This is a genomic window from Alkalibacterium kapii (assembly GCF_007988865.1).
In the GTDB taxonomy this organism is placed as follows: Bacteria; Bacillota; Bacilli; order Lactobacillales; family Carnobacteriaceae_A; genus Alkalibacterium; species Alkalibacterium kapii.
The window spans coordinates 24,951-39,230 of record NZ_BJUY01000018.1 but is presented as its reverse complement, the minus strand read 5'-3'; the positions used below and the strand labels follow the sequence as shown (position 1 = coordinate 39,230).

28 protein-coding genes are annotated in these 14,280 nt (G+C 41.0%); all 28 read left to right on the top strand.

Annotated features, from left to right (window positions below):
• Nucleotides 1-492: 492 nt before the first annotated feature.
• The 28 genes from rpsJ to AKA01nite_RS06805 all read left to right on the top strand — a co-directional run bounded on the left by rpsJ (nt 493) and on the right by AKA01nite_RS06805 (nt 14,271).
• Nucleotides 493-801: a 30S ribosomal protein S10 gene (gene rpsJ, locus AKA01nite_RS06940; RefSeq protein WP_146924597.1), complete on the top strand. Its 309-nt coding sequence runs from the start codon at nt 493-495 to the stop codon at nt 799-801.
• 35 nt (nt 802-836) lie between these two features.
• A complete protein-coding gene (gene rplC, locus AKA01nite_RS06935) occupies nt 837-1,472 on the top strand; it encodes a 50S ribosomal protein L3 (RefSeq protein ID WP_146924596.1) in 636 nt (211 codons plus the stop codon).
• 25 nt (nt 1,473-1,497) lie between these two features.
• A complete protein-coding gene (gene rplD / locus AKA01nite_RS06930) occupies nt 1,498-2,121 on the top strand; it encodes a 50S ribosomal protein L4 (protein WP_146924595.1) in 624 nt (207 codons plus the stop codon).
• Nucleotides 2,121-2,411, top strand: coding sequence for a 50S ribosomal protein L23 (gene rplW, locus AKA01nite_RS06925; RefSeq protein WP_146924594.1), 291 nt, complete (start codon nt 2,121-2,123; stop codon nt 2,409-2,411). The genes rplD and rplW overlap by 1 nt, the downstream gene beginning before the upstream one ends.
• Nucleotides 2,412-2,466: 55 nt before the next feature.
• Nucleotides 2,467-3,303 (top strand): 50S ribosomal protein L2, encoded by an 837-nt coding sequence (gene rplB / locus AKA01nite_RS06920; RefSeq protein ID WP_146924593.1) that lies wholly within the window; start codon nt 2,467-2,469, stop codon nt 3,301-3,303.
• 57 nt (nt 3,304-3,360) lie between these two features.
• On the top strand, nt 3,361-3,636 hold the full coding sequence (gene rpsS, locus AKA01nite_RS06915; protein ID WP_091635967.1) for a 30S ribosomal protein S19: 276 nt from the start codon (nt 3,361-3,363) through the stop codon (nt 3,634-3,636).
• A gap of 21 nt (nt 3,637-3,657) precedes the next feature.
• Nucleotides 3,658-4,014, top strand: a complete 357-nt coding sequence (gene rplV / locus AKA01nite_RS06910; protein ID WP_091528672.1) for a 50S ribosomal protein L22 — start codon at nt 3,658-3,660, stop codon at nt 4,012-4,014.
• A 3-nt stretch (nt 4,015-4,017) separates the two neighbouring features.
• A complete protein-coding gene (rpsC, locus tag AKA01nite_RS06905; RefSeq protein ID WP_146924592.1) occupies nt 4,018-4,674 on the top strand; it encodes a 30S ribosomal protein S3 in 657 nt (218 codons plus the stop codon).
• Nucleotides 4,675-4,677: 3 nt separating this feature from the next.
• Nucleotides 4,678-5,109, top strand: coding sequence for a 50S ribosomal protein L16 (gene rplP, locus AKA01nite_RS06900; RefSeq protein ID WP_146924591.1), 432 nt, complete (start codon nt 4,678-4,680; stop codon nt 5,107-5,109).
• Complete coding sequence (gene rpmC / locus AKA01nite_RS06895; protein WP_091635959.1) at nt 5,099-5,293, top strand: 50S ribosomal protein L29; 195 nt, start codon at nt 5,099-5,101, stop codon at nt 5,291-5,293. The genes rplP and rpmC overlap by 11 nt, the downstream gene beginning before the upstream one ends.
• 38 nt (nt 5,294-5,331) lie before the next feature.
• Entirely contained in the window at nt 5,332-5,595 is a 264-nt protein-coding gene (gene rpsQ, locus AKA01nite_RS06890; RefSeq protein ID WP_146924590.1) for a 30S ribosomal protein S17, read from the top strand.
• A 74-nt stretch (nt 5,596-5,669) separates the two neighbouring features.
• On the top strand, nt 5,670-6,038 hold the full coding sequence (rplN, locus tag AKA01nite_RS06885; protein ID WP_091635954.1) for a 50S ribosomal protein L14: 369 nt from the start codon (nt 5,670-5,672) through the stop codon (nt 6,036-6,038).
• 34 nt (nt 6,039-6,072) lie between these two features.
• Complete coding sequence (gene rplX / locus AKA01nite_RS06880; protein WP_146924589.1) at nt 6,073-6,378, top strand: 50S ribosomal protein L24; 306 nt, start codon at nt 6,073-6,075, stop codon at nt 6,376-6,378.
• Nucleotides 6,379-6,403: 25 nt separating this feature from the next.
• Complete coding sequence (gene rplE, locus AKA01nite_RS06875) at nt 6,404-6,946, top strand: 50S ribosomal protein L5 (RefSeq protein ID WP_281282444.1); 543 nt, start codon at nt 6,404-6,406, stop codon at nt 6,944-6,946.
• A gap of 33 nt (nt 6,947-6,979) precedes the next feature.
• Nucleotides 6,980-7,165, top strand: a complete 186-nt coding sequence (locus AKA01nite_RS06870) for a type Z 30S ribosomal protein S14 (protein WP_146924587.1) — start codon at nt 6,980-6,982, stop codon at nt 7,163-7,165.
• A 37-nt stretch (nt 7,166-7,202) separates the two neighbouring features.
• Nucleotides 7,203-7,601: a 30S ribosomal protein S8 gene (rpsH, locus tag AKA01nite_RS06865; protein ID WP_146924586.1), complete on the top strand. Its 399-nt coding sequence runs from the start codon at nt 7,203-7,205 to the stop codon at nt 7,599-7,601.
• Between the two features lie 31 nt (nt 7,602-7,632).
• Nucleotides 7,633-8,169, top strand: a complete 537-nt coding sequence (gene rplF, locus AKA01nite_RS06860) for a 50S ribosomal protein L6 (RefSeq protein ID WP_146924585.1) — start codon at nt 7,633-7,635, stop codon at nt 8,167-8,169.
• A gap of 96 nt (nt 8,170-8,265) precedes the next feature.
• On the top strand, nt 8,266-8,631 hold the full coding sequence (rplR, locus tag AKA01nite_RS06855) for a 50S ribosomal protein L18 (RefSeq protein ID WP_146924584.1): 366 nt from the start codon (nt 8,266-8,268) through the stop codon (nt 8,629-8,631).
• Between the two features lie 22 nt (nt 8,632-8,653).
• On the top strand, nt 8,654-9,157 hold the full coding sequence (rpsE, locus tag AKA01nite_RS06850) for a 30S ribosomal protein S5 (RefSeq protein WP_146924583.1): 504 nt from the start codon (nt 8,654-8,656) through the stop codon (nt 9,155-9,157).
• A gap of 14 nt (nt 9,158-9,171) precedes the next feature.
• A complete protein-coding gene (gene rpmD / locus AKA01nite_RS06845; protein ID WP_091635931.1) occupies nt 9,172-9,351 on the top strand; it encodes a 50S ribosomal protein L30 in 180 nt (59 codons plus the stop codon).
• 37 nt (nt 9,352-9,388) lie between these two features.
• Nucleotides 9,389-9,829, top strand: coding sequence for a 50S ribosomal protein L15 (gene rplO / locus AKA01nite_RS06840; protein ID WP_146924582.1), 441 nt, complete (start codon nt 9,389-9,391; stop codon nt 9,827-9,829).
• 2 nt (nt 9,830-9,831) lie between these two features.
• Nucleotides 9,832-11,130 (top strand): preprotein translocase subunit SecY, encoded by a 1,299-nt coding sequence (secY, locus tag AKA01nite_RS06835; protein WP_146924581.1) that lies wholly within the window; start codon nt 9,832-9,834, stop codon nt 11,128-11,130.
• 120 nt (nt 11,131-11,250) lie between these two features.
• Entirely contained in the window at nt 11,251-11,895 is a 645-nt protein-coding gene (locus AKA01nite_RS06830) for an adenylate kinase (RefSeq protein ID WP_146924580.1), read from the top strand.
• A 174-nt stretch (nt 11,896-12,069) separates the two neighbouring features.
• The gene (gene infA / locus AKA01nite_RS06825) at nt 12,070-12,288 is read left to right on the top strand and encodes a translation initiation factor IF-1 (protein ID WP_034299926.1); all 219 of its coding nucleotides are present in this window, start codon (nt 12,070-12,072) and stop codon (nt 12,286-12,288) included.
• 37 nt (nt 12,289-12,325) lie between these two features.
• Nucleotides 12,326-12,439 carry a 50S ribosomal protein L36 gene (rpmJ, locus tag AKA01nite_RS06820; RefSeq protein WP_034299928.1) on the top strand — a complete coding sequence of 38 codons (114 nt, stop codon included), beginning with the start codon at nt 12,326-12,328 and terminating at the stop codon, nt 12,437-12,439.
• Between the two features lie 24 nt (nt 12,440-12,463).
• Nucleotides 12,464-12,829: a 30S ribosomal protein S13 gene (gene rpsM / locus AKA01nite_RS06815; protein ID WP_146924579.1), complete on the top strand. Its 366-nt coding sequence runs from the start codon at nt 12,464-12,466 to the stop codon at nt 12,827-12,829.
• A gap of 29 nt (nt 12,830-12,858) precedes the next feature.
• On the top strand, nt 12,859-13,257 hold the full coding sequence (gene rpsK, locus AKA01nite_RS06810; RefSeq protein ID WP_146924578.1) for a 30S ribosomal protein S11: 399 nt from the start codon (nt 12,859-12,861) through the stop codon (nt 13,255-13,257).
• A 69-nt stretch (nt 13,258-13,326) separates the two neighbouring features.
• Nucleotides 13,327-14,271 carry a DNA-directed RNA polymerase subunit alpha gene (locus tag AKA01nite_RS06805; RefSeq protein WP_146924577.1) on the top strand — a complete coding sequence of 315 codons (945 nt, stop codon included), beginning with the start codon at nt 13,327-13,329 and terminating at the stop codon, nt 14,269-14,271.
• The last annotated feature ends 9 nt before the right edge of the window (nt 14,272-14,280 follow it).

Here is a 14,280-nt window from a genome sequence, read left to right as displayed (position 1 = left end):
ACTCACGAGACAGTAGGTATTCGAGTAAGCACTTTTGACGTTGAGATGTCGAACTCACGAGACAGTAGGTATTCGAGTAAGCACTTTTGACGTTGAGATGTCGAACTCACTTAGCATAATCAGTTGAGTGAGCTCAGAGAAGGATTCAGTCGCCGCTTAACCAATGTTTCAAGACAGATTCTCCCGGAAATGAAGCTGAAAGTCTTTAAGCTAAAAACTATGCAATACATTTTTAAAAAAAGAAAGAAAAAAACTTGATTATATTATTCATTGTCTGTATACTAGTTAAGGTGTCTGTGAGAAACGCTTCTTTTTTGAACAAAAGTGCATGCCATCAAGGTTTAGCACATCATTCAAACAAGAGGGGTACCTCATGGAGCCGAGGCTAGGAAGCGAGAGGTTGTGACACGCCCGGATGCATTGCCATGGAGGGTGGTTGGAAATTTTCGTGGAGCTAGGTTTATTTCTTAAATAAGCGAAGGAGGGAAAATCATGGCAAAACAAAAAATACGTATTCGTTTGAAAGCTTACGAACATCGCGTACTTGATCAATCAGCAGACAAAATTGTGGAAACAGCAAAAAGAACTGGGGCAGACGTTTCTGGACCAATTCCATTGCCTACTGAACGTAAATTATTTACTGTAATCCGTTCGCCACACAAATATAAAGATTCACGCGAGCAATTCGAAATGCGCACACACAAACGTTTAGTGGATATCTTGAATCCAACAGCGAAAACTGTCGATGCGTTAACTAAACTTGATTTACCATCAGGTATAGACATTGAAATCAAATTATAATCAATAAAAAACTATCATATAACGGAGGTGTACTCATGACCAAGGGAATCTTAGGAAAAAAAGTTGGAATGACTCAAATTTTCAGCGAAGCAGGAGAATTATTACCTGTTACAGTAATCGAAGTTCAGCCTAACACGGTTTTACAAGTTAAAACTGCTGAAACAGATGGTTACAATGCTGTGCAATTAGGGTATGAAGATAAACGTGATGTTTTATCTAACAAACCAGCACAAGGTCATGTTAAAAAAGCTAACACGGCTCCTAAGCGCTTCATTAAGGAATTACGAGATGCTGAGCTAGGGGACGTCGAAGTTGGAAATGAAATTAAAGTAGACACATTTGCAAAAGGTGACATCGTTGATGTTACAGGGACTTCTAAAGGTAAAGGATTCCAAGGGGTTATCAAGCGTCACGGACAAAGTCGTGGACCTGAAACTCACGGATCTCGTTATCACCGTCGTCCTGGTGCAATGGGTATGGCTACACATCCTGGCCGCGTATTTAAAGGCAAGAAATTAGCTGGCCGCATGGGTGGAGATCAGGTCACTGTACAAAACCTTGAAATCGTACGCGTAGATACAGAACGCAATGTACTATTGGTCAAAGGTAACGTACCAGGATCTAAAAAATCATTAGTTCAAATACAATCAGCAGAAAAAGCTAACAAGTAATAAGTAGGAAGGGAGGACAAGCAGAATGCCAACAGTAACGTTATTTAAACAAGACGGAACGCAAAATGGTGATGTGACATTGAACGATGCAGTATTTGGTATCGAACCAAATGAAGCAGTTGTTTTTGATGCGGTCACTATGCAGCGTGCGTCTTTAAGACAAGGAACACATGCAGTAAAAAACCGTAGCGCAAGACGTGGCGGAGGACGTAAACCATGGCGTCAAAAAGGTACCGGACGTGCCCGTCAAGGTTCTATCCGATCACCTCAATGGCGTGGAGGTGGCGTAGTCTTCGGACCGACACCACGTTCATACTCATATAAATTACCAAGAAAGGTACGTCGCTTAGCCATTAAATCTGTACTATCTGCAAAAGCAAACAGTGAAGACATCATTGTATTAGACAGTTTAAACTTCGACGCACCAAAAACGAAAGAATTCAGAGCTGTGCTGAATAACCTGAAAGCTGGTAAAAAAGCATTAGTTGTTTTGGAAGATGACAATGAATTTGCAAGATTGTCTGCACGAAATATACCAGGAGTAAAAGTTGTCGCTCCTGACAATGTATCCGTGCTGGATGTTGTTGCACATGACTCACTCATCTTGACGAAGTCTGCTCTGGATAAAGTAGAGGGGGCTCTTCAATAATGGATGCACGAGACGTAATTCTACGCCCGATCATTACTGAAGCTTCTATGTATGCTATGGATGATAAAAAGTATACATTCGAAGTGAATGTTCGCGCTAAAAAGACTCACATTAAAAAATCTGTCGAAGAATTATTCGATGTTAAAGTTGATAAAGTCAATGTTATCAATACAGCTCCTAAGCCAAAACGCATGGGACGCTATGAAGGTCACACCAAAAAACGTAAAAAAGCAATCGTGACTCTTTCAGCTGATTCAAATGATATTCAATTATTCGGCGAAGAAGAATAAAACAATATCTAAAATAAAATTCTTGAAAAACTAGTTTAACAAGGAGGGGAATAACGTGGCAATTAAGACATACAAAGCTACCACAAATGGACGTCGTAACATGACAGGGTCAGATTTTGCTGAAATCACAACCAGCAAACCGGAAAAAAGTTTGTTGAGACCAAACCCTAAACGTGCCGGACGTAACAATGCTGGTAAAATCACTGTCCGTCATCAAGGCGGAGGCCACAAGCATAAATATCGTGTGATCGACTTCAAACGTCAAAAAGATGGCGTTCGCGGTATTATTAAAACTGTTGAATATGATCCAAACCGTTCCGCAAATATTTCATTGGTACAATATGAAGATGGAACAAAAACTTACATTCTTTCACCAAAAGGAATCAAAGTAGGTACAAGCATTTATTCCGGTACTGACATCGATATCAAAGTAGGGAATGCACTGCCATTAACAAATATCCCTGTTGGTACGTTTATACACAATATTGAAATGAAGCCTGGTAAAGGCGGACAACTCGTTCGTTCAGCTGGAACTTCAGCTCAAGTATTAGGTAAAGAAGGTAAATACGCACTCGTTAAGTTGAGTTCAGGTGAAACACGCTTGATCTTATCAAGTTGTCGTGCAACAGTGGGTTCGGTTGGTAATGAACAGCATGAACTGATCAATATCGGTAAAGCTGGTCGCAGCAGATGGCTAGGTAAACGTCCGACAGTTCGTGGATCTGTAATGAACCCTAACGATCACCCGCACGGTGGTGGTGAAGGTAGAGCACCGATCGGTCGCCCAAGCCCAATGTCTCCATGGGGTAAACCAACACTTGGTAAAATCACCCGTAAAGGACATAACCGTTCAGATAAACTTATCGTACGTAGTCGTAAAAAGAAAAAATAAGTAAAATCATAAGTCTAAAAGTAATATTATGGGAAAAACCCAAGAGGAGGGCAATACATGAGCCGTAGTTTGAAAAAAGGACCTTTCGTCGATGATCATTTGATGAAAAAAGTTCGCGAAATGGATGACAACAACAAACGTGTTATCAAAACATGGTCACGTCGTTCAACTATCTTTCCGAACTTTGTAGGTTATACCATTGCCGTATATGATGGAAGAAAGCATGTACCCGTCTATGTTCAAGAAGACATGGTTGGGCATAAACTAGGTGAATTTGCACCTACAAGAACGTACCGCGGACACGCAAAAGGCGACCGCACAACGAAACGTTAATAGCGAAGGGAGGATACATTCATGGCAGAAACAGTAACGGCAGCAAAAGCAACTGCTCGCATGGTTCGCATCGCACCACGTAAAACACGTTTGGTTGTAGATACCATCAGAGGGAAAAGTGCTGCAGAAGCTATTTCTATCCTTCGCTTCACTAACAGAGGAGCAGCGGAAGCGGTAGAAAAAGTTTTAATGTCAGCCATTGCAAATGCTGAACATAACTATGATATGGATATTGAAGAATTAGTCGTAAGCGAAGCTTATGTAAACGAAGGAGCAACCTTAAAAAGGTTCCGTCCACGTGCTAAAGGTGCAGCTTCACGTATAAACAAGAGAACAAGCCACATTACTGTAGTGGTATCAGAGAAGAAGGAGGGGTAATTAGTGGGACAAAAAATAAATCCTCATGGTATGCGTGTTGGCGTCATTCAAGATTGGGATGCTAAGTGGTACGCAGAAAAAGATTTTGCAGACAAATTACATGAAGACCTTGCCGTTCGCAGGTACATTGCTGATAAACTAAGTGATGCCTCTATTTCTCGTGTGGAAATCGAACGTGCAGCAAACAGAATCAATGTGTCTATTCACACTGCTAAACCAGGAATGGTCATTGGTAAAGGTGGATCAGAAGTTGATGCTTTGAGAAACGGATTAAACAATCTAACAGGCAAACGTGTACACGTGAATATCGTGGAAATCAAACGTCCAGACATGGATGCGACATTAGTAGCTAAAAGTATTGCGGAACAATTGGAGAACCGTATTTCGTTCCGACGTGCACAGAAACAAGCGATCCAGCGTACAATGCGTTCAGGCGCTAAAGGTATCCGTACAATGGTAGCAGGCCGTTTAAACGGTGCAGATATTGCCCGCAGCGAAAGTTTTGCAGAAGGATCCGTTCCATTGCATACGATTCGTGCAGACATCGACTTTGCTAACGAAGAAGCCGACACAACATACGGAAAAATCGGAGTCAAAGTATGGATCTATAAAGGAGAAATTCTTCCTGAAGTAAAGGAAGACAAGAAAGGAGGGAAATAATCAATGTTAGTACCAAAACGTGTAAAACACCGTCGTGAATTCCGTGGTAAAATGCGTGGAGAAGCAAAAGGCGGCAAAGAAATAGCATACGGTCAATATGGATTACAAGCAGTTGATTCTGTATGGATCACAAGTAGACAAATCGAATCAGCTCGTATAGCGATGACTCGTTATATGAAACGTGGTGGGAAAGTATGGATTAAGATTTTCCCTCACAAACCAGTGTCAGCTAAAGCAATTGGTGTTCGTATGGGTTCTGGTAAAGGAGCTCCTGAGAGCTGGGTAGCCCCTGTCAAACGTGGTAAAATCATGTTTGAAATCGGTGGCGTATCTGAAGAAGTCGCTCGCGAAGCTTTGCGTTTAGCTTCACACAAACTACCGGTTAGAACTAGAGTAGTAACTCGTGAAGAAAGTGGTGACTCAAATGAAGGCTAATGAATTAAAAAGCTTATCCACTACTGAATTGATTGAAAAAGAAGCAGAATTCAAAGAAGAGCTATTTAACCTACGCTTTCAATTAGCTACTGGACAATTGGAAAACACCGCACGTATCAGTGAGGTACGTAAAAACATCGCGCGTGTTAAAACTGTTTTGCGACAGGCTGAAATGGCTCAGTAAAGCATCAAAGGAATAGCTTATTCAAAGGAGGCTAAAAAATGGCTGAACGTAATGATCGTAAAGTGTATCAAGGCAAAGTGACTTCAGATAAAATGGATAAAACCATCGTTGTTGAAATCGCTACGCAAAAACAACACCCAAAATACAAAAAACGTATCAAATACTCAACAAAATTCAAAGCACATGACGAAAACAATACGGCTAAAATGGGCGACATTGTTAAAATCATGGAAACTCGACCATTGTCTAAAGATAAACGTTTCCGTTTATTAGAAGTGGTTGAAGAATCAGTAATTTTGTAAAAGAAAACCGGGGAACCGGGAGCTACACAACGATAAAGAAAGCTTTATCGTGAGTTTGAAAGGAGGATCCTAACGTGATTCAAACAGAAAGTCGTATGAAAGTCGCTGATAACTCTGGTGCACGTGAAGTGCTGGTTATTAAGGTTTTAGGTGGCGCAGGCGCTCGATACGCTAATATAGGTGACGAAGTCGTTGTTACTGTAAAACATGCAACACCAGGCGGCGTTGTTAAAAAAGGGGACGTTGCTCGCGCAGTAATCGTTCGTACAAAATCTGGTGCTAGACGTCCAGATGGTTCTTATATTAAATTTGATGAAAATGCATGTGTAATTATTCGTGAAGACAAAGCACCACGTGGAACACGTATCTTCGGACCAGTTGCTCGTGAATTACGTGAGAATGACTTTATGAGAATTGTTTCGTTAGCTCCGGAAGTATTATAATTCCGATAAACGTCATAAGGAGGTGCGCTAGAGAATGTTTGTAAAAACAGGAGACAAAGTTAAGGTAATCGCAGGTAAAGATAAAGGCAAAGAAGGTACGATTTTAGCCGCTATGCCAAAACAGAACAAAGTGATTGTTGAAGGACTCAACATCATGAAGAAACATATCCGTCCTACTGGTATGGGACAAGAAGGCGGAATTGTTGAGACAGAAGCACCAATTCACGTATCCAACGTTCAATTGATCGATCCGAGTTCTAATGAGCCTACACGTGTAGGCTACAAAGTAGAAGATGGAAAAAAAGTTCGCTACGCTAAAAAATCTGGCGAAGCACTTTAATTAAATGTAGGAAAGGAGGGCATTCATAATGACACGCCTTAAAGAAAAATACAACAATGATGTACGTCAATCATTGGTAGAGAAATTTGACTACAGTTCAATTATGCAGGCACCAAGAGTTGAAAAGATCGTTATCAACATGGGTGTTGGTGAGGCTGTATCAAACACTAAAAACTTAGATAAAGCAGTAGAAGAATTAACATTGATTTCTGGACAGAAACCAGTAATTACTCGTGCAAAAAAATCTATTGCTGCATTCCGCTTACGTGAAGGTATGCCGATCGGTACAAAAGTAACTTTGCGCGGAAATCGTATGTATGACTTTTTAGATAAATTAGTAACTGTTGCATTGCCACGTGTACGTGACTTCCGAGGAGTAAGCAAAAACGCTTTTGACGGACGCGGTAACTACACGCTGGGAATCAAAGAACAGTTGATTTTCCCTGAAGTCAACTATGATGATGTAGATAAAGTACGCGGTATGGATATCGTAATCGTTACATCCGCTAATACTGATGAAGAAGCACGTGAATTACTTGGACAAATGGGAATGCCGTTCCAGAAATAACCTAGACTACCTATTAGGAGGGTAATTGTAAAAATGGCTAAAAAAGCAATGATTGAAAAAAACAAAAAACCAGCCAAGTTTTCGACACGTGAGTATACCCGCTGTCAGCGTTGTGGACGTCCGCGTGCTGTATACCAAAAATTCAGATTATGCCGTATTTGCTTGCGTGAGCTAGCTTATAAAGGTGAAATCCCAGGCTTGAAAAAAGCAAGCTGGTAAACTAAACGAAAACTTGCCGTAAAGGAGGCTACAACGAATGGTCATGACAGATCCAATCGCAGATTTCCTAACTCGTATAAGGAATGCTAACAATGCACGTCATACGAAAGTTGAAATTCCTGCATCTAACTTAAAAAAAGGTATGGCCGATATCCTGAAATCAGAAGGTTTCGTTAAGGATGTTGAATTTGTGGAAGATGACAAACAGGGCATTGTCCGCGTATTCTTGAAATATGGTCAAAACAATGAACGTGTTATTACAGGCTTAAAGCGTATTTCAAAACCTGGTTTACGCGTTTATGTCAATGCAGAAGAAATGCCTAAAGTGTTGAACGGACTAGGAATAGCTCTTGTTTCCACATCAGAAGGTGTCGTAACAGATAAAACAGCTCGTGCTAAAAATATCGGGGGAGAAGTCCTCGCATACGTTTGGTAATCAGCTAGAAAGATGAAGGAGGTGCCGGACTTTGAGCCGTATCGGAAAACAACCAATTACGCTTCCAGAAGGTGTTGATGTAAACATCGACGGAAACGTGATCACAGTTAAAGGGAAAAACGGAGAATTGAGCCGTGAAATCAGCCCAATTATTGATGTTAAAGTTGAAGATAACCAAATGACGTTTGAACGTCCTGACGAATCAAAAGCTAGTCGTACGATCCACGGAACAACGCGTGCTATCGTGAACAACATGGTAGAAGGTGTGACTGTTGGATTTGAAAAAGTTCTTGAATTGAATGGTGTTGGTTACCGTGCACAAAAGCAAGGTGACAAACTGGTCGTAAACGTTGGACTATCACACCCAGTAGAATTTGATGCAGTTGAAGGTTTAACCGTTGACGTACCGTCTAATACTGTTATTTCAATAAAAGGCGCAAATAAAGAACACGTTGGAGCTTTGGCTGCTAATGTTCGTGCCGTACGCCCGCCTGAGCCTTATAAAGGTAAAGGAATTCGCTATAGAGGCGAAAACGTACGTCGTAAAGAAGGTAAAACAGGTAAATAGTAAACTCTATAATAATAGTATAATGATTCTGACACTATTATTATCGGTTTTACTGCTGCTTGACTATCTCATAAGTATGAGAATTTTGAAAAAGAGGTGACAATTGTGATTACAAAACCAGATAAAAACAAATTACGTCAAAAAAGACATAAACGCATTCGCAGAAATCTTTCTGGTACTGCTGAGCGCCCGCGTTTGAGTGTGTTTCGTTCAAATACAAACATCTACGCTCAATTAATTGATGATGTAGAGGGTGTAACGCTCGCAAGTGCATCTTCCTTAGATACTGACGTCTCAGGGGATTCGAAAGTTGAAGAAGCTGCTGCAGTAGGAACATTAATAGCTAAACGTGCAACAGACAAAGATATCTCGGTCGTTGTATTTGACCGCGGAGGATATCAGTACCATGGCCGTGTCAAAGCATTGGCAGACGCAGCCCGTGAAAATGGACTATCATTCTAGAGAAAAGGAGGAATAAAAGTATATGGCAACTCATATCGATGCATCTAAATTGGATATTGAAGATCGCGTAGTTGAAATCAATCGTGTAACTAAGGTTGTAAAAGGTGGACGTCGTTTGCGTTTTGCTGCTCTAGTAGTAGTAGGCGATAGAAATGGACATGTTGGCTTTGGTACAGGTAAAGCCCAGGAAGTACCGGAAGCAATCCGTAAAGCGATAGAAGCAGCGAAAACCAACTTAGTGGAAGTGCCGATCGTTGGAACAACACTACCCCATCAAGTTATAGGACGTCACGGCGGCGGAAATATCATTCTAAAACCTGCGACAGCTGGTTCTGGAGTTTCTGCTGGAGGTCCAGTACGTGCGATTCTGGAATTAGCCGGCGTACAAGACGTTTCTTCTAAATCTGTTGGGTCTAGTTCACCGATCAACATGATTCGTGCAACTATTGATGGAATCAATCAAATGAAACGTGCAGAAGACGTAGCTAAGCTTCGTGGAAAATCTGTAGAAGAAATACTTGGATAAGGAGAGATGACACAATGAAAAACTTGGAAATTACGTTAAAACGCAGTTTAATTGGTCGTCCTCAAAATCAGCATCAAGTAGTTAAATCATTAGGCCTTAAAAAGATGAATTCATCTGTTGTAAGACCTGATAACGAAGCAGTAAGAGGAGCAATTAAACACATCGCTCATTTAGTAGATGTTAAAGAAGTCTAGTGAGCAAAGAGTCTAACTAAAGGAGGTGCCAAGATTTATGAAACTTCATGAATTAAAAGCCGCAGAAGGATCACGTAAATCACGTAACCGTGTAGGTCGTGGATCTTCTTCTGGTAACGGAAAAACAGCTGGTCGTGGTCAAAAAGGACAAAAAGCGCGTTCAGGTGGAAGAGTTCGTTTAGGGTTTGAAGGTGGACAAACACCACTATTCCAGACACTACCAAAACGTGGATTTACGAACTTTAACCGTAAAGAATTTGCCATCGTCAATTTGGATACTTTAAACCAATTTGAAGAAGGTACAGAAGTTACTCCAGACGTTCTTGTTGAATCAGGAGTAATCAAGAATAAAAAATCCGGTATTAAGGTTTTGGCGAAAGGAAACATCGATCATAAACTTACTGTGAAAGCTAACAAGTTTTCTTCAGCAGCTAAAGAAGCGATCGAAGCTGCCGGTGGATCAGTAGAGGTGATCTAAGGATGATCGAGCTGATAAAAGGTGTTATTAAAGAAAAAGATGTTCGCAATCGGGTGCTGTTCACTCTAGGGATTTTGATCGTTTTTCGTTTGGGAACGCATTTAACTGTTCCCGGCGTTAACGCAGATTCCTTAGGAGAGCTGTCCAGTTCTGGTTTATTCAACTTGTTAGATACATTCGGTGGTGGAGCCTTGAGCAGTTATTCTATCTTTGCTTTAGGTGTGTCACCTTACATTACTTCGTCTATTGTCATTCAGCTCTTGCAGATGGATGTTATTCCGAAGTTCAAAGAATGGTCTGAACAAGGAGAAGTTGGTCGTCGTAAGTTAAATCAGGCTACACGTTATTTAACGATTTTCTTAGCATTTTTCCAGGCTATCGGTATTTCTTATGGTTTCAACGCTTTAACAGGTCTGGGTCTTGTTCGTGATCCCGGGCCGGCAACATATATAACCATTGCAATTATCCTGACAGCAGGTACGATGCTTGTCATGTGGTTAGGTGAAATGATTACTGTTCATGGCTTCGGCAATGGCGTATCTTTCATTATCTTCTCAGGGATCGTTGCCCGTTTCCCTCAGGATATTGTTCAGTTCTACAATACACAAATCAGAAATGCCGGCGATGAGATCGCCAGTGCATGGGCTCTTGCAATAACGATCGCTGTGGTATTCGTCTTACTTGTGTTACTCGTTACCTTTGTTGAAAATGCAAAGCGTAATATTCCTGTACGTTATTCCAAACGTGCAAACACGACGAAAGATAGTGCTGTTTTACCTCTTAAGGTGAACTCAGCTGGAGTTATCCCGGTTATTTTTGCTAGTTCATTTCTCATGACACCACAGATTATTCTAGGGTATTTTGCCCAGGGGAATCAGGATGCCGGCTGGTATCAAGTGTTAAACAGCATATTTAACCTACAGGAACCAGCGGGTGCTGTTTTATATACAGTACTTATCGTCTTGTTTACGTACTTTTATGCGTTCATTCAGGTCAATCCTGAAAAGGCCGCAGAAAACTTGCAGAAACAAAACGGCTACATCCCAAGCATTCGTCCAGGCCGTGCAACTGAAGAGTACATCGGCTACATGCTTGTTCGCTTAAGTACAGTGGGAGCCATTTATTTAGGAACCATATCACTGCTTCCAATTATTGCTTCTGCTTTATTCAATCTTCCTGGATCACTTGCTTTAGGAGGAACTAGTTTACTCATTGTAGTAGGTGTGTCACTTGACGCGATGCGACAATTGGAAGGACTATTGAGTAAGAAGAGCTACCAAGGTTTCATCCAGCGCTCTTAAGCGACTATTGAATTTGAATGAAGACGATTTGCCCTTGAATCAATCAATGCGATCCTAGTGGTAAATCGATCTTTTTTCCATTTATTGATGAAACAAGTAAAAAAATAAGGAGGAAGCACAATGAATTTGATCCTATTAGGTCTTCCTGGAGCTGGTAAGGGGACCCAAGCGTCTCGTATTTCTGAAAGATACAATATTCCTCATATTTCAACGGGGGATATGTTTCGCTCGGCCATGAAAAACAAAACAGAACTTGGCTTGAAAGCAAAAGAGTATATAGATAAAGGCGAACTCGTTCCAGATGACGTGACAAACGGCATAGTAAGAGAACGTCTTCTTGAAAAAGATGCTCGGAGCGGTTTTCTTCTGGATGGATATCCGCGTACATTGAATCAGGCACACGCCCTGCAGCAGGCGCTTTCTTCATCAAACAGAAGATTAGATCACGTTCTTTACATCAAAGTACCGAAAGATATTCTGATGGAACGCTTAACTGGCCGGTTCATGTGTTCTAATTGTGGTGCGACCTATCATAAAGTCACAAATCCACCAAAAGTGGAAGGAACTTGTGATAAGTGCGGCTCACATGATTTCTATCAAAGAGAAGATGACAAGCCGGAAACCGTTGAAAAACGCATCGATGTAAACGAAGAACAGACTGAAAAACTGGCGAAGCATTACAGTGATCTCGGTCTGGTACGAGAAATTAATGGGGAACAAAGTCCAAAACAAGTCTTTTCGGACATTGTGGATATATTAAACTAAGTAGTCCGATGTTTTATGATAAATCCTTGCAATGGTTATGTATGCATGATATAATAGTACGAGCGTCAAAAAGAATAAAACCAAACAACTATTAGAGCATAAAATAAAGTGAGGCTAAAAGCACTCGCTCTATTCATGCGTACAAAAGCGAGATGTCAAAGGAGGTAACCAGGCGTGGCAAAAGATGATGTTATAGAGATTGAAGGAACTGTTCTAGAAACATTACCAAATGCAATGTTCAAAGTAGAACTTGAAAATGGTCACGAAATTCTAGCGCACGTTTCTGGCAAAATTCGTATGAATTACATCCGGATTCTGCCTGGGGATAAGGTAACGGTTGAAATGTCTCCATATGATTTAACACGTGGACGCATTACGTATCGATTTAAATAAACTTAGGACTCCGGAAGAAATCGAGGAGGGAAAGTTCATGAAGGTAAGACCATCAGTCAAAAAAATGTGTGACAAGTGTAAAGTGATCCGTCGTAATGGCCGAGTAATGGTTATTTGCGAAAATCCTAAGCACAAACAACGTCAAGGATAATTTTAAAATAGGAGGTGCATAGACATGGCTCGTATAGCAGGTGTAGATATTCCACGTGACAAACATATCGTCATTTCTTTAACTTATATTTATGGAATCGGTAAAACAACAGCTCAAGAAATTTTAGCAGCTGCAGATGTTCCAGAAGAAATTCGTGTCCGTGAATTAACAAACGATCAATTAGATGCAGTCCGTGCTGAAGTAGACAAGCGTAAAATCGAAGGAGATCTTCGTCGTGAAGTTCGCCAGAACATCAAACGTTTGATCGAAATTGGATCATACCGTGGCATCCGTCACCGTCGTGGTTTACCAGTACGTGGACAGAACACAAAAAACAATGCGCGCACGCGCAAAGGCAGAGCAGTCGCTATTGCCGGCAAGAAAAAATAATTACCTAAAGTTAGGAGGTCAATCGACGAATGGCTAAAGTAAAAAGACCCGCTCGTAATCGTAAGCGTAGAGTGAGAAAGAATATTGAACATGGCGTAGCACACATCCGTTCAACATTCAACAATACAATCGTAATGATAACAGATGCACATGGGAACGCAATTTCCTGGTCTTCTGCAGGCGCACTAGGCTTCAAAGGTTCTCGTAAATCGACTCCTTTTGCTGCTCAAATGGCTGCTGAAGCTGCTGCAAAAGGCAGTATGGAAAATGGTATGAAAACAATCGAAGTTTCTGTAAAAGGCCCTGGTTCTGGTCGTGAAGCTGCGATCCGTTCATTGCAGGCTACAGGATTAGAAGTCACTGCAATTCGTGACGTAACACCGGTACCACACAACGGTTGCCGTCCTCCAAAACGTCGTCGCGTATAATAGCAACTATTATAGATGTCGTTTTAGAGATAGCGTGGATTAACGTTTTGAAAGGGGTAAACGGATTATATGATCGAAATTGAAAAGCCGGTAATAGAAACAGTTGAGATCAGTGAAGATGGAAAATTCGGTAAGTTTGTCGTTGAACCGCTTGAACGCGGATACGGGACAACTTTAGGAAATTCCCTGCGTCGAATTCTTTTGTCATCTTTGCCAGGTGCAGCCGTCACAACTTTACAGATCGATGGTGTTCTGCATGAATTCACTGCGATTGATGGTGTAGTTGAAGACGTCACTGCCATCATATTGAATTTGAAAAAACTTGCACTCAAATTGTATTCTGAAGATACAAAAACCATTGAAATCGATATAGAAGGGCCTGCTACTGTTACAGCAGCAGATATTATTTTTGACAGCGATGTTGAAATAATGAACCCGGATCTATATATTTGTACAGTCTCTGAAGGTGGACACTTACATGCGCGCATGGAAGCAAAAAAAGGCAGAGGATACGTACGTGCTGAACACAACAAACACGATGATATGCCGATTGGTGTATTACCAGTTGACTCGATATATACCCCGATCAGCCGTGTGAATTACCATGTCGAAAATACACGTGTTGGAGAAAAAGAACAGTATGACAAGTTAACGCTTGATGTTTGGACAGACGGATCGATTTCTCCAGAAGATGGTGTCAGTCTTGCAGCTAAGATCATGACTGAACACTTAAATATCTTTGTTAACTTGACAGAAGAAGCACGCGAAGCAGAAATAATGGTCGAAAAAGAAGAAACACAAATGGAAAAAATGCTTGAAATGACTATTGAAGAATTGGATCTATCTGTGCGCTCTTATAACTGTTTGAAACGTGCTGGCATAAACACTGTTCAAGAATTAACGAATAAAACTGAACCTGAGATGATGAAAGTCCGTAATTTGGGGCGTAAATCACTTGAAGAAGTAAAGCTGAAACTTGGCGAGCTGGACTTAGGCTTACGCGAAGAAGAATAATTTGTATTT